Genomic DNA, 20,652 nt, shown 5'->3' with positions numbered 1-20,652 from the left:
GATGTCCAAGCTGCCTGCTGCCGTCCTGCAAAAGATTGTGTCGCTGATCGCGGCCGAACTATCCGTGCAACCCCGCCAGGTGGCGGCTGCCATCGACCTGTTGGACGAAGGCGCCACGGTCCCCTTTATCGCCCGCTACCGCAAGGAAGTCACAGGAAACCTGGACGACACCCATCTGCGGAATCTCGAAGAGCGCCTGCTCTACCTGCGCGATATGGAAGACCGCCGCGCCACGATCCTGGCCTCCATCGAGGAACAGGGCAAGATGACCGATGCACTGCGCACGGCCATCGAAGCTGCCGAGACCAAGCAGACGCTCGAAGACCTCTACCTCCCCTACAAGCCCAAGCGCCGCACGCGTGCGCAGATCGCCCGCGAATGCGGTCTGGAGCCACTGGCGCAAGCGCTGCTGGCCGATCCCACGCTCGACCCGCAAGCCGAAGCCGCCAAGTTCGTCAACGGCAACCCGACCGCCGATGGTGGCGTGCCCGACGTGAAGGCTGCGCTCGATGGCGCGCGCGACATCCTCTCCGAACAATTTGGCGAAACCGCCGAATTGCTCGGTAAACTGCGCGAGCACCTCTGGAACAACGGCGTAGTGGCCTCGTCCGTCATGGAAGGCAAGGAAACCGCCGAGGAAGAGAAGTTCCGCGATTACTACCAGTACAGCGAGACCATTCGCACCGTGCCGTCGCACCGTGCACTGGCCCTGTTCCGCGGACGCAATGCGGGCGTGCTGCTGATCAAGCTCGGCCTGGGCGAGGAACAGGACGCGATGGTGCCGCATCCGTGCGAAGGCATGATCGCGCGCCATGTCGGCATCGAGAACCGTAACCGTCCGGCGGACAAGTGGCTGGCCGATGTGTGCCGCTGGTGCTGGCGCGTGAAGGTGCAGCCGCACATCGAGACCGAACTGCTGACGCAACTGCGCGAGACCGCTGAAGCCGAGGCCATCAAGGTTTTCGGTCGCAACCTGCACGAACTGCTGCTGGCCGCACCGGCGGGTCCGAAGTCTGTGATGGGTATCGATCCGGGCATCCGCACCGGCTGCAAGATCGCCGTGGTCGATCACACCGGCAAGCTGCTGGAAACAGCTACGATCTATCCGCACGAGCCGCGCCGCGACTGGAATGGCTCGCTGGCTGTGATGGCTCGCCTTGCCAAGCAGCACAACGTGGCACTTTGCTCGATCGGCAACGGCACCGCCAGCCGCGAAACCGACAAGCTTGTGCAGGACCTGATGAAGAACCTGCCCGATCTCAAGCTGACCAAGATCGTGGTCAGCGAGGCTGGTGCCTCGGTGTACTCCGCATCGGAACTGGCTGCCAAGGAGTTCCCGGAACTGGACGTGTCGCTACGTGGCGCGGTGTCGATCGCCCGCCGCCTGCAGGACCCGCTGGCGGAACTGGTCAAGATCGATCCGAAGTCGATTGGCGTGGGCCAGTATCAGCACGATGTGAACCAGCGCGAATTGGCCCGCGCGCTCGACGCCGTGGTGGAAGACTGCGTGAATGCGGTGGGCGTGGACGTGAATACGGCCTCGGCGCCGCTGCTGGCGCGGGTATCGGGACTGAATTCGGTACTGGCACGCAACATCGTCGATTTCCGCGATGCCAACGGCGCCTTCGCGAATCGCGATGCGCTGAAGAACGTGCCACGCCTGGGCGACAAGACGTTCGAGCAGGCCGCCGGCTTCCTGCGCATCAACACCGGCGACAATCCGCTGGACCGCTCGTCGGTTCACCCGGAAGCCTATCCGGTGGTGCAGAAGATTCTGGAACACATCAAGAAGGGCTTGTCCGACGTGATGGGTAACCGCGAGGCACTGCGCGGCGTATCCGCCCAGCAGTTTGCCGATGACAAGTTCGGCCTGCCCACCGTGCGCGACATCCTGACGGAACTCGAAAAGCCGGGCCGCGACCCGCGCCCCGAGTTCAAGACCGCGACGTTCCAGGAAGGCGTGGAAGACGTGAAGGACCTGCAGCCGGGCATGATCCTGGAAGGCGTGGTCACCAACGTGGCCGCCTTCGGCGCGTTCGTCGATATCGGCGTACACCAGGACGGGCTGGTCCACATCTCGGCGCTGTCGACGAAGTTCGTCAAAGATGCGCATGAAGTGGTCAAGGCCGGCCAGATCGTCAAGGTCAAGGTGATGGAAGTGGACGTCAAGCGCAACCGGATCGGCCTGACCATGCGCCTGGACGACGAACCGGGCCAGACGGCTGCGCGCGTTGGCGGTGGTGGCGATCGCGGCAATGATCGCGGCCAGCGTAGCGGCGGTGGCAATCGCAATGCTGGCGGCGGTCAGCGTCAACCGGAAACGCAAGGTGCGATGGCGGCTGCGTTTGCGAAGTTGAAGCGGTAAGCGTTTTCAACTTCCGCTTGGTTTGCCCCCTCTCCGGCAAGCGGGAGAGGGGAACAAGATTCAAAAACAAAAAACCCCGCAACTGCGGGGTTTTTTGTTCCTTAAATTTCCACCTTCGTCCCCAACTCCACCACCCGGTTGGTCGGGATCGAGAAGAAGTCCGAGGGCTTGGCGCCGTTCTGATGCATCCAGGCGAACAGGCTCTCGCGCCACATCGACATACCCGGCAGCTTGGATGGGATCACCGATTCCCGGGCGATGAAGAACGAGGTCTCCATCAGTTCGAACTGCATGTTGAGCTTGCGCTGCGCAAGGTCCAGCACGCGTTGCACGTCGGGGGTTTCCTTGAAGCCATATTCGGAATTCAGGATGAACACGCCGCCGCCGAGATCCTTGCAGCTCAGGCGCTGGTCATCGTCGACATAGGGAATGTCGCGCGTTACGAAGCACAGGAACACCACGCGCTCATGCAGCACGCGATTGTGCTTCAGGTTGTGCAGCAGCGACACCGGCACCGATTCGGTATTGCCCGTCAGGAACACGGCGGTGCCCTCCACCCGATGCGGCGGGTGGGCCAGCAGGCCGGCGATGAACGGTTCGAGCGGAATGCCATCCTCGAGGCTGCGGGCGCGCAGCAGCTTGCGGCCGTTGTGCCAGGTCATCAGCAGGAAGAACGCCGTGGAGCCCATCAGCAGTGGGAACCAGCCGCCCTCTGCCACCTTGAGCAGGTTGGCCGAGAAGAACGACAGGTCGACGATCAGGAATACTGCGCCGAGTGCCACCACCAGCACGCGGTTCCACTTCCAGAACCGGCGCATCACGATGACGGCCAGGAACGTGGTAATCAGCATCGTCGTGGTCACGGCAATGCCGTATGCCGCAGCCAGATTCTCGGACTTCTTGAACGACAGCACCACGCAGATCACCAGCACCAGCAGCGCCCAGTTGATCACCGGCAGATAGATCTGGCCGATCTCCGCCGCCGACGTGTACTGGATACGCATGCGAGGCAGGAATCCAAGCTGGATGGCCTGGCTCGTCAGCGAGAACGCGCCGGAAATCACTGCCTGCGACGCGATGACGGTGGCCGCCGTGGCCAGCAGCACCATCGGCAGTTGCAGCAGGTCAGGCACCATCAGGAAAAACGGATTGGCGATGGCCGCGGGGTTGCCCAGCAGCATGGCGCCCTGGCCGAAATAGTTCAGCATCAGGCACGGCATCACCATCACGAACCAGCCGTAACGGATCGGCCGGGCACCGAAGTGGCCCATGTCGATATAGAGCGCCTCGGCCCCGGTCAGCACCAGAAACACGCTGCCCAGCACGATGAACGCCTGCAGCGAATGATCCAGGAGGAACGAAATCCCGTACCACGGGTTGATCGCCTTGAGGATCTCGGGCGATTGCATCAGGTTGTACACACCCAGCGCACCAAGCGCCAGGAACCACGCCACCATGATCGGGCCAAAGAACTTGCCCACGGCGGCCGTGCCGTGGCGCTGGATGAAGAACAGCACGCACAGGATGGACAGGGTGATCGGGATCACGAAGTGCGACAGCCCCGGTGCGGCGATCTCCAGGCCCTCCACGGCCGACAGCACCGAGATAGCCGGCGTGATGACCGCGTCGCCATAGAACATGCAGGCGCCGAAGATGGCCGACATCATGATGATCTTGGCCATACGCGAACGGGGGGCCGCCGTGCGCAGCGCCAGCGCCATGAGCGCCAACACCCCGCCTTCGCCGTTGTTGTCGGCGCGCATCACGAACAGCACGTACTTGATGGACACCACGACGATCATTGCCCAGAACAGCAGCGAGATGATGCCGAGCACGGCTTCGGGACTGAACGGAATGCCGTGGTCCTTGCTGAAGCATTCCTTGAGGGCGTAGAGCGGGCTAGTGCCGATGTCGCCGAAGACGACGCCGATCGCGCCGATCATCAGGGCACGCGTGCTCGGACTTTCGACGAAGTAGTGACTGGTTGTGGACTGGGTGGTCATGGATTTGGGTCAGGTGGACCGGCTCGCGGCCTCCGCACGCCAAAGTGACTTGGCGGGCACAGTTTCTCTCTCGCAAGCGGTTCCGGTCCCCGATGGGGCGTGTTGGCCTTCTCAGTTTCTATTGCGTTGCACAAACGCGCGCATTCTAGAGGAAGTGCCGTAGGACGACCACTGTTGTAATTCCCAGCACAGCCGCACGATCGATCAAGGATGGGAAAGAAGGCTCGCCGGGTCAAGCTCGGCACGCGCTCGAACCGTGGGACATCACACCGTGCCGCCGTTGCGAGAGCACGACAGACATGGATCAAGCTCCACTTTTAGTAATGTAATGGTTTCAAACGCCCGTCTTCGCGATGTCAGACGCCAAGGTATCGATCCAGCGCAGCCGGCGCAGCGGCCAACTCGGCGGCTGGGCCCGCCATGGCGACGAGCCCTTTCTCCAGCACCACCACGCGCTCGGCATGGGCCAGGACGGCCCGATAGTTGCGATCCACAACGATCGATGCAATCCCGGTGGCACGCACCGTGGCAATCACGTTCCAGATCTCGTGGACGATCTTCGGTGCCAGGCCCTCGGTGGCCTCGTCGAGGATCAGGCAATCCGGGTTCGTCATCAGCGCGCGACCAATCGACAACATCTGCTGTTCGCCGCCGGATAGCTGCTGCCCGCCGTGCGAGAGGCGCTCCTTGAGCCGGGGGAACAAGTCGAGCACGCGCGACTCGTCCCAGTCGCGGCGCCCGTTGCAGCCCGGTCGCGCCGCCATCAGCAGGTTCTCGCGCACGCTCAGGTTCGGAAAAATTCCGCGCCCTTCCGGCACATAGGCCACGCCGAGCCGAGCTACCTCATGCGGCCGGGCACGCGACATATCGCGTCCGGCCACCCGGATCGCGCCCTCGCGCTCGCGGACGTGGCCGAGGATGGTGCGCAGCAGTGTGCTTTTGCCCATCCCGTTACGACCTAGCAGGCCCACGGTCTCGCCAGCCCCAACGCGGAAGTCGACGCCGCGCAGCACGTGGCTGGAGCCATACCAGGCGTTGACGCCAGCAATGTCGATGATGTCTGCGGCGCTCATACCGATTCTTCCTCGCCGAGATAAGCCAGTTGCACCTCGCGATTGGCACGGATCGAAGCCGGATCACCCGATGCGATCACGCTGCCGTTGACCATCACCGTGATGCGGTCCGCTACCGCGAACACGGCTTCCATATCGTGCTCGACCAGCAGGATCGCGTGCCCATCGCGCAGGCCGCGCAGGAGATCGAGCATGCGGGCCGATTCCTCGGCACCCATGCCGGCCAGCGGCTCGTCGAGCAGCAACGCCACGGGCTCCGTCGCCAGGCACATCGCCACTTCGAGTTGACGCTTCTGCCCGTGGGCGAGTTCGCTGGCCACGCGATCGGCGTGCTGCACCAGCCCGGCGCGCTCCAGCGCATCGTCGGCCAGGCTGCGGCTGGTACGGCAACCCTGCGCTGGCTCCCAGATCCGCCATGCCCGCTGCGCGCGAGATTGCGCAGCGAGCCTGCAGTTCTCGCGCACGGTCAGCGGCAGGAAGATGTTGTTGCGCTGGTAGCTGCGCCCCACCCCTTGCCGGGCCAGCTTCGGCTGCGGCCAGCCGGTGACATCCTGTCCCTGCAGGTCGAGGCGGCCTTCGCTGGGCGGCAGTTCTCCCGACATCAGGTTGATCAGCGTCGACTTGCCCGCGCCATTGGTGCCGATCACCGCGTGGATCTCGTGCAGGTGAAGCGACAGATCCACCTGGTTCACCGCCGTCAGGCCACCGAAGCGGCGCGTCACCGCATGCGCCTGCATCACTGGTGCGGCGCGATTCGTATTCGAATCCGTGTTCATACGGCCTCCCGGCTGCGTGCAGCGGATTCCGGCGCTTCGCCCTGCTGGCGTTGGCGACGCGGCGAGCGATGGCGCAGCACAGTGGGCACGCTGACCAGTCCGCGTGGCAGCAACGCTACGGCGGCGATGATGAAACCGCCCATCAGCAGTTGCCAGTGTTTGGTCAGCGCGCCGAACCATTCGGCCAGCAGCACGAACGAGAACGCGCCCAGCACCGCGCCGGCCAGGCTGCCCACGCCGCCCAGGATCACCATCAGCATCGCATTGCCCGACTGGTGCCACGAGGCGATCTCCGGATTCACGAAACCGAACTGGATGGCGTAGAGGAAGCCCGCCACACCCGCCAGCATCCCGCCCGCCACGAAGGCGCCGAGCTGGTAGCGATACGTGGCGTATCCCGCTGCGCGCATGCGCTGCTCGTTGTGACGAATGCCAACCAGTGCATGGCCGAACCGCGACCGCAGCAGCAGCGCGAGCACGGCAACTGTCAGCACCAGCGCCGCCAGCACGAGCCAGTAGAACTGCACGGGCTCGTTGACGGTCATCGGCTGCTCGGAGAACAGCCCGAACTCCGGGCGGAAGTAGATATAGGTGCCGTCGCTGCCGCCCGCGATCTTGGTGTCGTGGAACACGAAATACACCATCTGCGCGAAGGCCAGCGTGACCATGATGAAATAGATGCCCCGCGTGCGCAGCACCAGCGCACCCACCACGAGGGCCAGCAGTCCCGACGCGCCCACCGCCCCGAGCAGCAGCAGCCAGCCGTTGCCTGCCCCGCCCTGGGGCGCGAGCATGGCCGTGGCATAGGCGGCCATCGCAAAGTACGCCGCATGACCCAGGCTGACCAGCCCTGTGTATCCGATCAGTAGTTGCAGCGACAACGCGAAGATCGCCATGATCATCACCTTGCTGAGCAGCTCGACGTAGTACTTGTGGCTATCCGCAGTCAGCAGCAGCGGCGCGGCGCAGAGTAACGCTAGCGCGATGACCCAGCCAGCGGCAGCCAGCCATGCGGGACGGCGGACTTCGAGCGGCGGCGGGGTTTCGGTGTTGGTTTGCATTTGAATCCAGCTCGGTTACGCGCTCCCCTCTCCCGCCTGGCGGGAGAGGGGTCGGGGGAGAGGGCCAGCGCCTCGTTCCAGACGAATTGCAATTTGCACCGCCTACCCTCTCACCCTGCCCCTCTCCCGCGTAGCGGGAGAGGGGAGCAAACAATCGGTCATCCTTCGTTCTACCCCGCCTTGAACAACCCCTGCGGCTTCCAGATCAGGATCACCGCCATCAGCAGATACACCAGAACCCCTGCGGCGTCCTGCCAGAAGACCTTGCCAAAGGTATCGACGAAGCCGATCAGCAGCGATGCCACGAGCGCGCCCTTGACCGAGCCGATGCCGCCGATGACCACCACCACGAAGCAGATGATCAGCACCTGCCCGCCCATGCCCGGATAGACCGACGACACAGGCGCCGCAATCATCCCCGCCAGTACGGCCAGCGCCACACCCAGGGCGAACACGAAGCGATACAGCACATTCACATTGACGCCGAGCGACTGCACCATCTCGCGGTTCGAGGCGCCGGCGCGGATCATCATCCCCACGCGGGTGCGGCGAATCACGTAGTACATGGCACCGGCCACCAGCAGGCAGACCGCCGAGATGAAGAGCCGGTAGACCGGATACGTCATGTCGTTGCCGATGGGCAGCGACCCGGCCAGCAGCTCTGGCACGGACACGCCGTGCACATCGTCGCCCACCAGGATGCTTCGCAACTCCTCGAAGACCAGGATCAGGCCATAGGTCATCAGCACCTGCTGCAGGTGGTCGCGGTGGTACAGGTAGCTGAAGAAGGCCCATTCAAGCACGTAGCCGAATGCCACCGCCAGCACGATGCCGAGCGGCAACGCAATGAACAGGTTGCCGGTCAGGCTGGCCAGCGTGAATGCCAGGTAGGCACCCAGCATGTAGAAGCTGCCATGGGCGAGGTTGATCACGCCCATGATGCCGAAGATCAGGGTCAGCCCGCTGGCCACCAGGAACAGCAGCAAACCGTACTGCACGCTGTTCAGGCATTGAATCAAAAACGAAACGAGGTCCATGCGGGCTTACCGTTGCACCAAAGTCACGAAAGACAAAGCAGGAACGATCACAGGCGGCAGCCGCGCGCCGGATCGGCCAGCGCCTTCACCGCCACGGTGCTGACCTTGTTCTCGCGACCATCTACCTTGCGCAAGTAGAAGTCCTGCACCGGGTTATGCGCCTTCGACAACGTGAACGCACCGCGCGGGCTATCCACCTTGGCCGCTTCCATGGCCTTGATGACTTCGGGCTTGCGCGTCATGTCCCCCTTCACCGCGTTGGCGCCAGCCGCCAGCAACTGCGCGGCGTCGAAGCCCTGCACCGCGTAGACATCGGGCTGCAGCTTGTATTGCTTGGCGTAGTCCAGGCGGAAGGCCTTGTCGCGCGGATTGGTCAGGCCATCGGCGTAATGCAGCGTGGTCTCCAGCCCCTGTGCCGCCGCGCCCTGCGCCTCCAGCGTGCCGTCGGTCAGGAAGCCCGAGCCGTACAGCGGAATCTTGTCCTTGAGGCCCGCAGCCTGCCAGTCTTTGACGAACTTGACTGCGCCACCGCCAGCGAAGAATACGAACACGGCGTCAGGCTTCAGCGATGCCACCTCGGTAATCAGCGCCTGGAACTCGACGTTCGGGAACGGTACGCTCAGTTCCTTGACGACCTTGCCGCCCTTGGCTTCGAACGCCTCCTTGAAGCCCTTGACCGACTGCTCGCCCGCCGCGTACTTCCACGTCAGCGTGACCACCTTCTTCATGCCACGCTCGGCCACCACGTGGCCCATTGCATAGCCGGGCTGCCAGTTCGAGAACGACGAGCGGAAGATGTTCGGGCCGCACAACGGGCCAGTGGCCTCGTCTGCACCGGCATTGGGAATGATCAGCAGCGTGTTGTTTTCCTTGGCGACCTTGACGATGCCCATCTGCACGCCGGAATGCACCGTGCCCACCACCACATCGACCTGATCGCGCTTGATCAGCTTGGTGGCGTTTTCCGGGGCTTTGGCCGGGTCCGATTCATCGTCGACCTTGAAGTACTCCACATCGCGCCCGCCGAGCTTGCCACCCTGCTGCTGCACATACATCCGGAAACCGTTCTCGATGGCCGTGCCGAGCGCCGCGTAGGTGCCCGTGTAGGGCAGCATGAAACCCACCTTGATCTTGGCGCCCAATGCGGGTGCAGCCGGCGCAGCGGTCTGGGCGACGGCGCCCGTACCGGCCGCGAGCAGCGCTGCGGTGCCGAGCCAAAGGGACAAACGACGAACGCGGGGCGGCCTGCGCGATGCATTGCGATGCATGAAATCTCCTCCTGGTGGTCTGAAGCCCGAGGCACGCCTTGCAGCCCGGAGCGTTGAAACCCGGGAACCGAGAAGCCGGCGGCGCCAATTATTTTAGGATTGAAGTATGTGTGTTTATAAACGCCACGGTGGCCGCCGTCAATGCACCGGTCTGGTCGCGGTGCGGCGAGTGCCCACAGCGCGCGAGTTTAAGCAGCACGGTTTGCGGGGCAAATTGATGGATACCCTCGATCTGCGCCATCGTGCCGTACTCGTCGTCCTCGCCCTGCACGGCCAGCACCGGGCAACGAATACCGTCGAGCAGCGGACGCAGGTCGAAGCGACGAAACGCCGGATCGAGCCAGATATCGTTCCAGCCCCAGAACGCCGAGTCCACATCGTTGTGGTGGCGTGCCAGCCGCGCGCGCAGGTCGGTGGTCAGGTAGGTGTGGCGTGTGGCGGCAATGCTGCGCACGGACAGATCCTCCACCTCGATATGCGGCGCCAGCACCGTGATGCCGTCCACTGCATCGGGGAAGCTGGCCGCGTGGATCAGCGCGATAGACCCGCCATCACTGTGACCAAGCAGCCAGGGCTTGCCATGGCGACGCCCCGGGCCGATGTCGAGCGCCTCGAACAGTGCGGGCAATGCCTCGCGCGCCTGGCGATGCATGAAGTCGACGCCCCACTTTTCGTCGTGTGGCCGGGGCGTGGAACCGCCATAGCCATACCGCGAGAACACCAGTCCACGAAAATCCCCAGCCTCGCACAGCTTGTGCGGGAAGTCGCGCCACATGGCCACGGAGCCCAGCCCCTCATGCAGGAACACCACCAGCGGACGCCGCGCGCGCTCGGGCCGCAGCCACTGGTATTCAATCTCGATCTGCCGCCCGTCAAACGGAATGCGCACCGCTTCACTGCTCATGTCATCACCCTGCCTCGCTGCCCTTCACTTCACGCCGCGCCTCACGCCACCCGTGCTGCGTCCTCGCGCTGGCGCAGGCGGAACCGTTGGATCTTGCCAGTGGCCGTCTTCGGCAACTCGGCCACGCATTCGATCTGGCGCGGATACTTGTACGGCGCCAGCTTCGTCTTGACGAACGCCTGCAACTCGCCCGCCATGCCGTCGTGCCATTGCTGTCCGGGGCGCAGTACCACGAATGCCTTTGGCTTGACCAGTTCATCGGCATCGGTCACGCCAATCACGGCGGCTTCCAGCACGGCCGGATGCTGGGCCAGCGCCGCCTCTACCTCGAACGGCGATACGTAGATGCCGCCCACCTTGAGCATGTCGTCGCTGCGGCCCGCGTACGTGTAATAGCCATCCGCATCGCAGACATACTTGTCTCCGCTGCGCGTCCAGGCGCCCTGGAACGTATCGCGGCTCTTGTCACGATTGCACCAGTACATCAGCGCCGCCGATGGCCCCTTGATATAGAGATCGCCGATCTCACCCGCTGCGCAGGGCTGCCCCTGTTCGTCGAGCAACTTCAGCTCGTAGCCGGGCACAGGCTTGCCCGTGGTGCCGTAGCGTACCTCGCCCGGACGGTTCGACAGGAAGATGTGCAGCATCTCCGTGGAGCCGATGCCATCGAGGATGTCGCAGCCGAAATGCGCAAGAAAGCGGTCACCGATGTCGCGCGGCAGCGCCTCGCCGGCCGATGTGCAGACGCGCAGCGCTACGCTGGCCCGCTCGGGCAGGTCTGCGCTGGCAAGCATGCCGGCGAACAAGGTCGGCACCCCGCAGAACACCGTGGGACGATGCGCGGTCAGCCGCTGGAATACCGCTTGCGGCGTGGGCCGCTCGGCCATCAGCACCGTCGTGGCGCCCACCGACATCGGAAAGGTCAGTGCATTGCCCAGTCCGTAGGCAAAGAACAGCTTGGCCGCCGAGAACACCACGTCGTCCTCGCGAATGCCGAGCACCTGGCGTGCGTAGAGATCGGCGGTATGAAAGAGGTTGCCGTGGGTATGCACTGTGCCTTTCGGCCGCCCTGTAGAGCCCGACGAGTAGAGCCAGAACGCGATATCGTCCGGGCCCGTCGCCACGGCCTGTTCGAGAGGCGCGGCGGTGTCCGCCAAGTTCCCCACGGTCGGCAATCCCTCGCCCGGGTCGGTGTGGGGAGCGGCCGCGATGATCTCTGGCGACAGCGCTGCCTTGTCCATGGCGTTGCGCATCATGGGCAGCAGGGGAGCGGACACCACCACGGCGCGCGCGCCGCTGTGCTCCAGCATGTACGCGTAATCGTCGACGGTAAGCAGTGTGTTGACTGCCACCGGCACCACGCCAGCCAGCAGGCAGCCAAGAAATGCGGTGGGAAAATCGATGGTGTCGAGCGCGCATAACAGCACGCGCTCCTCACGACGAAAACCTGCCTGACGCAGCGCCCCCGCAAAACGCCGGCTGCGCGCATCGAGTTCGGCATAGGTGAGCGCGCCCGCATCATCGATATATGCGGGCTTGCCGCCACGGCCGGCGCGAAGATTGCGCGAGAGCAAGTCGTCGGCGGCGTTGTAGCGCGCAGGAAGCGCCGTCACCGGGGTCGCCTCGGCGGCACTGGAAGTTGGGGGCATGTCTCACTCCTCTGGCCAACCGGGTCATCGAAAGTCCAAATGCGGCCCGTGTGGCTGTCAGCAGTTTGTCTTCTTGTCCGGTCCGCGCATCCGCCGGAGGTTATGCGATGCATTTTATTTCATATCGACTATTATGCGACTATTATGCAAGCGAGGGTATGCACTATATAACCGAGGGTAGCCGCCGTATAATGCGCGCGCCCCGCTTCACTGCATTACCGAAACGTCTCACACATTTCTTCTGACCGAACCCAGCATGCGCCGAGATCCCGAATCGCTCCTGACGCCAGGCACCAGCGCCGAACCTCGCGCCACGGGCGAGCGCGACCCCTATCTCACGCACCTGGGCGAGCGCATCCGCTCGCTACGCGCGGCGCGCGGCATGTCGCGCAAGGACTTGGCGCGCGGCGCCGATGTCTCGGAACGTTATCTCGCCAATCTGGAGACCGGCACCGGCAATGCGTCGGTGCTGCTGCTGCGCCAGGTGGCCAGCGCACTCGACGTACCCCTGCCCGTGGTACTGGCAGAGGTGGACGGCCATATCGATGGTGCGGGCCAGTCCGGCCATCGCGCCGCCGAGTTCTCCCAACTGGTGCAATGGCTCGCCCAACTGCCAGCCGGCGATCTGGCGCGCGTTCGCGACGCCGCCCGCCACGCGCTTGCCCCGGCGGAATCACGCGATGCACGGCATCGACGCATCGCGCTGATTGGCCTGCGCGGCGCCGGAAAGTCCACGCTGGGGCGCGCACTGGCCGCGGCCGAGGGGATGCCGTTCGTCGAACTCAATGCAGTGATCGAGCGTGAAGCCGGCGCCAGCCTGTCTGAAATCCACTCGCTGTACGGCCAGGCGGCCTATCGTCGCTATGAAAGCCGCGCACTGGATCGCGTGCTGCGCGAGCACGACACCATGGTGCTGGCCGCGCCGGGCAGCCTTGTCTCGGAACCGGCCACATTTAACCTGCTGCTGGCCCGGTGCTTCACGGTTTGGGTACGGACCTCGCCCGAGGAACACATGGCGCGTGTGGTGGCCCAGGGCGACATGCGCCCCATGGAAGGCAACCGTGAAGCCATGGCCGACCTGCGCCGCATCCTGCAGGCCCGCACGCCGCTCTACTCGCGTGCCGACGTATCGCTCGATACCAGCGGTCAGGACGCTTCCACCTCCCTCAAGGCGCTGCAGGCCATGCTGGTACCGGCGTCACATTGACGCCCTTCGACCCGAGCGGGAAAAGGTAGGGTTCCGGCGGCCTTGCAACGCGCCTGACAGTGCACTATATTTCATGCCAAACGATACGGCACTATAGTGCACCGAAGGAGACATCCCCATGCCGACGGACCTCAACGTCGCCGAACCCGCGCCCTCGCCTGTCACGTTCGAGCGCGATCCTGCGCACTACCGCCACTGGAAGCTCGCGTTTGACGGCCCGGTCGCCACACTGGCGATGGGCGTTGATGAGGAAGGTGGGCTGCGTCCCGGCTACACGCTGAAACTCAATTCCTACGATCTCGGGGTGGACATCGAACTGCACGACGCGCTGCAACGCATCCGCTTCGAGCATCCGGAAGTCCGCACTGTGGTCATCACCAGCGCCCGTGACCGCATCTTCTGCTCGGGCGCCAATATCTTCATGCTTGGGAAATCCAGCCACGCGTGGAAGGTGAACTTCTGCAAGTTCACCAACGAAACACGCAATGGCATCGAGGACGCGAGCCGCCACTCCGGCCTGAAGTTCATCGCCGCCTGCAACGGCACCACGGCTGGCGGCGGCTATGAGTTGGCGCTGGCCTGCGACGAGATCGTGCTCGTGGACGACCGCTCGTCAGCCGTCAGCCTGCCCGAGGTTCCCCTGCTCGCCGTACTGCCCGGCACCGGCGGTCTCACCCGCGTGACGGACAAGCGCCGCGTCCGCCGCGACCACGCCGACATCTTTTGCCTGACCACCGAGGGCGTGCGCGGCCAGCGGGCTCGCGACTGGCGGCTGGTGGACGAGGTGGTCAAGCCAGCGCGATTTGCCGAGCACGTGCGCGAACGTGCGCAGGCACTGGCTGCCCAGAGCGATCGGCCCTCGGACGCTGCTGGCATCACGTTGACGCCGCTCGCACGCAAGGTCGAGGACAACGGCTATCGCTATGACACCGTACACGTCGATGTCGATCCCGACACGCGCCGCGCCACCATCACGGTTGCGGCACCTGCATCGGACCAACCGACCGATCTGCCCGGCCTGCTCGCCGCTGGCGCCCAGTGGTGGCCGCTCAAGATGGCGCGCGAACTCGACGACGCCATCCTCACACTGCGCACGAACCATCTCGACATCGGCATGTGGATTCTGAAGACCGAGGGCGATGCCGCGCAAGTACTGGCCGCCGATGCACTGATGGATGCCCACGCCAGCCACTGGTTCGTGCGCGAGACCATCGGCATGTTGCGCCGTACGCTGGCGCGGCTCGACGTGTCGTCGCGCAGCCTGTTCGCACTTGTCGAGCCGGGCTCGTGCTTTGCCGGGACGCTGCTGGAATTGGCGCTCGCAGCGGATCGCACCTACATGCTGCTGTTGCCCGACGCTCAAGATGAGACGCCCTGCCTCCACGTTCACTCGGCAAACTTCAGCCGATATCCGATGCCGAATGGCCTCACGCGGCTCGCAGCGCGCTTCTACGAGGATGCATCCGACATCGCCGCTGTGCGCGAAGCGGTGGGACAACCACTCGACGCCGATCAAGCCGAGCAATTGGGACTCGTCACGGCAGCGCTCGACGACATCGACTGGGACGATGAAATTCGCATCGCGCTCGAAGAACGCGCAAGCCTCTCGCCCGATGCATTGACCGGGCTGGAAGCCAACCTCCGCTTTGGCGGCAAGGAGACGATGGAAACCCGTATCTTCGGCCGCCTGACCGCGTGGCAGAACTGGATTTTCAATCGCCCCAATGCCGTGGGCGAACAGGGCGCGCTCAAGGTTTTCGGCACGGGCAACAAGCCGCGCTTCGACTGGGACCGGGTCTGACCCCTCCCCTGCCAAACCCATTCATATAAGAGGAGACCCCATGAACATCGACTACAGCCAGAAGATTCCGAACAACGTCAATCTGGCCGGGGACCGCACGCTGCAACGCGCGCTGGAACACTGGCAGCCGGCGTTCCTCGACTGGTGGCAGGACATGGGTCCCGATGGCTCCCACGGCTACGATGTCTACCTGCGCACGGCCGTATCGGTCGATCCTTCCGGCTGGGCACATTTCGATCACGTGAAGATGCCCGACTATCGCTGGGGCATCTTCCTCCAACCGGCCGATGCCGAGCGCCGCATCCACTTTGGCGAGCACAAGGGCGAAGCGGCCTGGCAGGAAGTACCCGGCGAACATCGTGCCAACCTGCGCCGCATCATCGTCACGCAGGGCGACACCGAGCCGGCCTCGGTGGAGCAGCAGCGTCACCTGGGCCTGACAGCGCCATCGCTGTACGACTTGCGCAACCTGTTCCAGGTGAACGTGGAGGAAGGGCGTCACCTTTGGGCGATGGTCTACCTGCTGCACCGGCACTTCGGCCGCGATGGCCGCGAGGAAGCCGAAGCGCTGCTGGGCCGACGCTCCGGCGACGAGGACAACCCGCGCATCCTGGGGGCCTTCAACGAGCGCACGCCGGACTGGCTGGCCTTCTTCATGTTCACGTATTTCACGGACCGCGACGGCAAGTTCCAGCTCTGCGCGCTGGCCGAATCGGGTTTCGATCCGCTGGCCCGCACCACCCGCTTCATGCTGACAGAGGAAGCGCATCACATGTTCGTGGGCGAGTCCGGGGTGTCACGCGTGATCCAGCGCACCTGCGAGGTGATGCGCGAGCGCGATATCCGCGATCCCGCCGATGTGCGCGCGGCTGGCGTGATCGATCTGGAAACCATTCAGCGCTACCTGAACTTCCACTACAGCGTGACCATCGACCTGTTCGGCGCTGACCAGTCGTCGAACGCGGCCACCTTCTATAGTGCCGGCCTCAAGGGCCGCTTCGAGGAAGGCAAGCGCGCCGACGACCACGTGCTCAAGAGCGATGTCTACCGCATTCTCGAAGTCAAGGATGGCCGGCTCGGCGAACGCGAGGTGCCGATGCTGAACGCGCTGAACGAGGTGCTGCGCGACGACTACATCAAGGATTCGATGGGCGGCGTGGCGCGCTGGAACAAGGTGATCGAGAAAGCCGGCATCGACTTCCGCCTGACCGTGCCGCACAAGGCATTCAACCGCAAGATCGGTACGCTGGCCAACCTGCACGTGTCGCCCGCTGGCGAGGTCATTAGCGAGGCCGAATGGAACGCGAACGAAGACAAGTGGCTGGCCACGGAAGCAGACCGCCGCTTCGTGGCATCACTGATGGGCCGCGTGGTAGCCCCGGGCAAGTTTGCCAACTGGATCGCACCGCCGGCCATCGGCATCAACCGGCAACCCGTGGATTTCGAATACGTGCGCTTCAACTGACTCCGATCCAACCCGACACGAACTTCGACTCACCATGGGCGCCGCCGACCTCATCAAGCAACACCTGATCGATCCGGAAATCTGCATTCGCTGCAACACGTGCGAAGACACCTGCCCGATCGACGCCATCACGCACGACGACCGCAACTACGTGGTCAAGGCCGATGTCTGCAACGCGTGCGGTGCCTGCCTCTCGCCCTGCCCCACGGGCGCCATTGATAACTGGCGCACGGTGCATAAGGCCGATGCCTATCCCATCGACGCGCAGTTGCTGTGGGATGAGCTGCCCGCAGAGGTGCCGCCCGAAGTTTCTGCTACCGCTATCGCCATCGATGCCGCACCCGATGGTCTTGGGGCAGTGGACACCCCCGTTCAGCAGGTGGAAACCAGCCGCCACACCTCGGCCCGCGCGCCGTGGTCGGCCGCGCACCCCTATGTCAATCTCCACGGCCTGCGCACGCCTGCCACCGCGACGGTGGCAGGCAACTACCGGCTGACCGAGGCCGATGCATCGAGCGACATCCATCACATCGTGCTCGACTTCGGCAGTCAGTTCTTTCCGATCCTGGAGGGTCAGGCCATCGGCATCGTGCCGCCTGGTGTGGATGCGTCCGGCAAGCCGCACTACATCCGCATGTATTCGGTCGCCAGCCCGCGCGATGGCGAGCGCCCCGGCTACAACAACCTCGCCCTGACCGTGAAACGCGTGGATGTCGATCACGATGGCAATCCGGTGCGAGGCGTGGCGTCGAGCTTCCTTTGCGACCTGAACAAAGGCGACACGGTGCAGGTGGTCGGGCCGTTCGGCAGCACGTTCCTGATGCCGAACCATCGCGAGGCCAGCATCATGATGATCTGCACCGGCACGGGTTCTGCACCGATGCGCGCGATGACCGAGCGCATGCGTCGCAACATGGAGCATTTCGCCGGCCGGCGGCTGCTGTTCTTCGGCGCGCGAAATCGCCGGGAGCTGCCGTACTTCGGCCCATTGCTGAAGCTGCCGAAGGACTTCCTCGATATCCACTTCGCGTTCTCGCGCGACGCCGACGTACCCCGCCGCTACGTGCAGGACGCCATCCGCGAGGCGCCGGCCAGCGTGGCCGCCCTGCTGGCCGACCCGCATGGTCACATCTATATCTGCGGACTCAAAGGCATGGAGGAAGGCGTGTTGCGGGCATTCGCCGATGTCTGTGCGAGTGCGGGGCACGCGTGGTCCGAGATCGAAACTGCCCTGCGCGCCGAGGGACGCCTTCACATCGAAACCTATTAAGGGTTGCCCCTAGCGCCCTCGCCCGGAAATCCACCTTCCCTTCTGAAACCTGCTACCTATAATGTTTCTCAAGAAACAGGAGCAGAGCGATGCAATCGAGGCAGATTCCGGAGACCGAACCCGGCGGCAGCCCCGACCCTGGCGTGACGCTGACCAAGGCCGTCATGCGGGCGGCCGGCTTCCTGGGCATCAGCCAGGCCATCGTGGCCAGCGTGCTGGGCATCAGCACCGCATCGGTGTCTCGCATGGCCTCGGGCGGCTATGTACTCGATACGCATCGCAAGGAATGGGAGTTCGGCGTCCTGTTTGTGCGCCTGTTTCGCTCGCTCGACGCCATCCTGGGCCATGATGAACAAGCCCGTCTCTGGCTCACCCATGACAACCTCGCCCTCGGCGGCAAGCCGCTCGAACTGATCCGTACCACCGAAGGTCTCGTCCGTGTCGTTCACTACCTGGACGCCACCCGTGGTCGCATCTGAGCGCAAGCCATTCGCGCTCACACTGTGGCGAGCTGTGGAAGCCCAGCATGTGGTCTCGACCATGCCCCTCGTCGACACACTGGAAGAACAGGCTGTCCTCGAAGCCGTGCTCGACGCCGGCAAACCGGCGATCCCTCCCGACGCCCGTCACCTGCACTACCTGATGTTCACCCCGTTCCGTTATCCGCCCACGGCGTGGGGATCGCGCTTTCGCGGCGGCCCGGACCCCGGCGTGTTCTATGGCGCCCAGACCGTCCGCACGGCTTGCGCGGAACTGGGCTACTGGCGCTGGAGCTTCCTGATGGACTGCCCCGACCTGCCTCGCATCGACGCTCGTGCGCAGACGCTGTTCCAGGTAGGTGTGCGCACGGACGGCATTGCGTTGACCGCCCCTCCTTTCGACCAGGCGTCGGAAAGCTGGTTGGCCCCGAACGATTACACCGCGTGCCAGGCACTGGCCCAATCGGCTCGGGATGCCCGCATCGGCCTGATCCTCTACACAGCCGTGCGCGATCCCGAGCCTGGCATCTGCGGCGCGGTGCTGACGCCCAAGGCATTCGACCCACCCCAACCGCTGGCCACCACCACATGGATGCTGACGGTCCGCCGCGACCGCGTGATCTGGCAGCGCGACGACCTGCAGCAGCGCGACAGCTTCGAGTTCGAAAGTTCTTATTGGCAGACCCTGCGGCACCGCACAAGCGAAATACCGCCCACCGCTTGAACGACGCCGAGCATCCGCACTCCAATGCTTTACGGACGCCGTGAAGCGCCCGGTCGAGCGTGATAAAGGGATCGGCAAAGTTTCTGTTGCAATGCGCCAACAGGTCACCTATAATCACCTCTTCGACGGACGCGGGGTGGAGCAGTCTGGCAGCTCGTCGGGCTCATAACCCGAAGGTCGCAGGTTCAAATCCTGCCCCCGCAACCAAGCATCGCAACCTGTCGAAATCAAACAAACCCGCCTTCCTTGGCGGGTTTTTTGTTTGGGTTTCTGCTTTGCATTTCGCTGCAGCGCCCCCGCCCCCCTCCCTCTGCACAACCTCCCCGCAAATTCTTCATCCGTGTCCCGCGCATTCTTCAATCGACATGGCGCGCGCATCACAACTCATGGTGATTCGGGCGATAAGCCCGGCCGGAACGGGAATTGCAGACCCTCTAGCTCCTTCGCAACGAATTCCAAGGAGTCCGAGATGAAGATGCAAAAGACCATGGCAGTATTGGCAGCCTCAGCGTTGCTCGCTAGCGGCGCAGTTTTGGCACAGGGTTCTGGTGGTGGCGGCTCCGGTGGTGGGAGTGCAGGCACTGGTGTGAGCGGCGGTGCGCCGGGCACCAGTACCAACCCCGGCCCCACAGCCACCAAACCCGGCAATGCAACCGGCGCGTCCCCGCGCTCGGATGGGACGGCCACTGGGTCCACGTACGACTCGGGCCGCAACACAGATAGCACCCGCCGCAACAACACGACTGGCCGCACCACCACCGATCCGGGTGGCATGCATCCGCGAACCGCACCGGGGACTACGCCACCGGCCGTTGGCACGACCCCGGCCACGACTCCGGGCACGATGCCGGGCACCGGCACAACCGCGCCGGGTAGCGGACGCTAACTGCGTTTCACAGGGTTTTTCACTCATGGCGCCACAGGAGCGACCGGGCGGCGCGGTGTTACACTTGGCGCCATTCTTCCCGGACGCTCCTCCATGAAATTCTGCTCGAACTGTGGTCATGCGGTGGTCCTGCGCGTGCCTCAAGGTGACAATCGTCCGCGCAGCGTTTGCGACGGCTGCGGCACCATCCACTATGTGAATCCGCGCAATGTCGTTGGCACGATCCCTGTCTGGGAAGACAAGATCCTGATCTGCAAACGTGCCATCGAGCCGCGCTATGGGTTCTGGACACTACCTGCCGGTTTCATGGAAATCGGTGAGACCACGGCGCAAGCGGCAGCACGCGAGACACTGGAGGAAGCCGGTGCCCGCGTGCAGGTAGGCGAACTGTTCTCGATGCTCAACGTGCCGCACGTCCATCAGGTGCATCTGTTCTACCTCGCACAATTGCAGGACCTCGATATAGCCCCCGGCGAGGAAAGCCTCGAGGTCAAGCTCGTCGACGAGTCCGAGGTGCCATGGGACGAACTGGCCTTTCCCACCGTCATTCACACGCTGCGCAGCTTCTTCGCCGATCGTGCGTCGGGCAGGATTGCGGCAGGCGATTTCCGACTGCACACGATGGACATCGACAAGCCGATGCGTCCGCTGACCAGTCCCGCCACGGTCGCACCCTGACGGCTG

17 protein-coding genes and 1 tRNA gene are annotated in these 20,652 nt (G+C 64.2%); 10 read left to right on the top strand and 8 right to left on the bottom strand.

What is annotated here, in order from left to right; all coding sequences use genetic code 11:
• Position 1: 1 nt before the first annotated feature.
• Positions 2–2,365 carry a Tex family protein gene (locus FFS21_RS08725; protein ID WP_137924487.1) on the top strand — a complete coding sequence of 788 codons (2,364 nt, stop codon included), beginning with the start codon at positions 2–4 and terminating at the stop codon, positions 2,363–2,365.
• A gap of 101 nt (positions 2,366–2,466) precedes the next feature.
• Here the strand turns inward: FFS21_RS08725 and FFS21_RS08720 are convergent, their stop codons facing one another.
• From FFS21_RS08720 to FFS21_RS08685, 8 genes are all read right to left on the bottom strand, one after another.
• Entirely contained in the window at positions 2,467–4,368 is a 1,902-nt protein-coding gene (locus FFS21_RS08720; RefSeq protein ID WP_137924428.1) for a potassium transporter Kup, read from the bottom strand.
• A gap of 356 nt (positions 4,369–4,724) precedes the next feature.
• A complete protein-coding gene (locus FFS21_RS08715) occupies positions 4,725–5,441 on the bottom strand; it encodes a branched-chain amino acid ABC transporter ATP-binding protein (RefSeq protein ID WP_137924427.1) in 717 nt (238 codons plus the stop codon).
• Positions 5,438–6,217, bottom strand: a complete 780-nt coding sequence (locus tag FFS21_RS08710; protein WP_137924426.1) for an ABC transporter ATP-binding protein — start codon at positions 6,215–6,217, stop codon at positions 5,438–5,440. Before FFS21_RS08710 ends, FFS21_RS08715 begins: the two co-directional genes overlap by 4 nt.
• Positions 6,214–7,278 (bottom strand): branched-chain amino acid ABC transporter permease, encoded by a 1,065-nt coding sequence (locus tag FFS21_RS08705; RefSeq protein WP_137924425.1) that lies wholly within the window; start codon positions 7,276–7,278, stop codon positions 6,214–6,216. The genes FFS21_RS08710 and FFS21_RS08705 overlap by 4 nt, the downstream gene beginning before the upstream one ends.
• Before the next feature lie 170 nt (positions 7,279–7,448).
• Positions 7,449–8,315 carry a branched-chain amino acid ABC transporter permease gene (locus tag FFS21_RS08700; RefSeq protein ID WP_137924424.1) on the bottom strand — a complete coding sequence of 289 codons (867 nt, stop codon included), beginning with the start codon at positions 8,313–8,315 and terminating at the stop codon, positions 7,449–7,451.
• Positions 8,316–8,362: 47 nt separating this feature from the next.
• Positions 8,363–9,583: an ABC transporter substrate-binding protein gene (locus FFS21_RS08695; protein ID WP_137924423.1), complete on the bottom strand. Its 1,221-nt coding sequence runs from the start codon at positions 9,581–9,583 to the stop codon at positions 8,363–8,365.
• 88 nt (positions 9,584–9,671) lie between these two features.
• Positions 9,672–10,487, bottom strand: coding sequence for an alpha/beta fold hydrolase (locus tag FFS21_RS08690; protein WP_137924422.1), 816 nt, complete (start codon positions 10,485–10,487; stop codon positions 9,672–9,674).
• A gap of 41 nt (positions 10,488–10,528) precedes the next feature.
• On the bottom strand, positions 10,529–12,136 hold the full coding sequence (locus FFS21_RS08685) for a benzoate-CoA ligase family protein (RefSeq protein WP_137924421.1): 1,608 nt from the start codon (positions 12,134–12,136) through the stop codon (positions 10,529–10,531).
• A gap of 256 nt (positions 12,137–12,392) precedes the next feature.
• On the opposite strand from FFS21_RS08685, the gene FFS21_RS08680 reads away from it, so the two are divergent.
• The 9 genes from FFS21_RS08680 (at position 12,393) to FFS21_RS08640 (ending at position 20,646) form a co-directional block, all read left to right on the top strand.
• Positions 12,393–13,343 carry a helix-turn-helix transcriptional regulator gene (locus FFS21_RS08680; RefSeq protein ID WP_137924420.1) on the top strand — a complete coding sequence of 317 codons (951 nt, stop codon included), beginning with the start codon at positions 12,393–12,395 and terminating at the stop codon, positions 13,341–13,343.
• A gap of 118 nt (positions 13,344–13,461) precedes the next feature.
• Positions 13,462–15,144, top strand: a complete 1,683-nt coding sequence (boxC, locus tag FFS21_RS08675) for a 2,3-epoxybenzoyl-CoA dihydrolase (RefSeq protein WP_137924419.1) — start codon at positions 13,462–13,464, stop codon at positions 15,142–15,144.
• Positions 15,145–15,184: 40 nt separating this feature from the next.
• A complete protein-coding gene (gene boxB / locus FFS21_RS08670) occupies positions 15,185–16,609 on the top strand; it encodes a benzoyl-CoA 2,3-epoxidase subunit BoxB (protein ID WP_137924418.1) in 1,425 nt (474 codons plus the stop codon).
• 34 nt (positions 16,610–16,643) lie between these two features.
• Positions 16,644–17,879 carry a benzoyl-CoA 2,3-epoxidase subunit BoxA gene (gene boxA, locus FFS21_RS08665; protein ID WP_137924417.1) on the top strand — a complete coding sequence of 412 codons (1,236 nt, stop codon included), beginning with the start codon at positions 16,644–16,646 and terminating at the stop codon, positions 17,877–17,879.
• An 89-nt stretch (positions 17,880–17,968) separates the two neighbouring features.
• Positions 17,969–18,358 (top strand): MbcA/ParS/Xre antitoxin family protein, encoded by a 390-nt coding sequence (locus FFS21_RS08660; protein WP_137924416.1) that lies wholly within the window; start codon positions 17,969–17,971, stop codon positions 18,356–18,358.
• Positions 18,318–19,082, top strand: coding sequence for an RES family NAD+ phosphorylase (locus tag FFS21_RS08655; protein WP_171020353.1), 765 nt, complete (start codon positions 18,318–18,320; stop codon positions 19,080–19,082). The genes FFS21_RS08660 and FFS21_RS08655 overlap by 41 nt, the downstream gene beginning before the upstream one ends.
• A 130-nt stretch (positions 19,083–19,212) precedes the next feature.
• A tRNA-Met gene (locus FFS21_RS08650) sits at positions 19,213–19,289 on the top strand.
• A gap of 262 nt (positions 19,290–19,551) precedes the next feature.
• The gene (locus FFS21_RS08645) at positions 19,552–19,968 is read left to right on the top strand and encodes a hypothetical protein (RefSeq protein ID WP_137924415.1); all 417 of its coding nucleotides are present in this window, start codon (positions 19,552–19,554) and stop codon (positions 19,966–19,968) included.
• Between the two features lie 93 nt (positions 19,969–20,061).
• On the top strand, positions 20,062–20,646 hold the full coding sequence (locus FFS21_RS08640; RefSeq protein ID WP_137924414.1) for an NUDIX hydrolase: 585 nt from the start codon (positions 20,062–20,064) through the stop codon (positions 20,644–20,646).
• Positions 20,647–20,652: the final 6 nt, after the last annotated feature.

Origin of the sequence: Cupriavidus sp. 2SB (genome assembly GCF_005503625.1) — a bacterium.
Classification (GTDB): domain Bacteria; phylum Pseudomonadota; class Gammaproteobacteria; order Burkholderiales; family Burkholderiaceae; genus Cupriavidus.
Note: the sequence above shows the minus strand (reverse complement) of the source record. Positions and strands in the feature narration are given on the sequence as shown.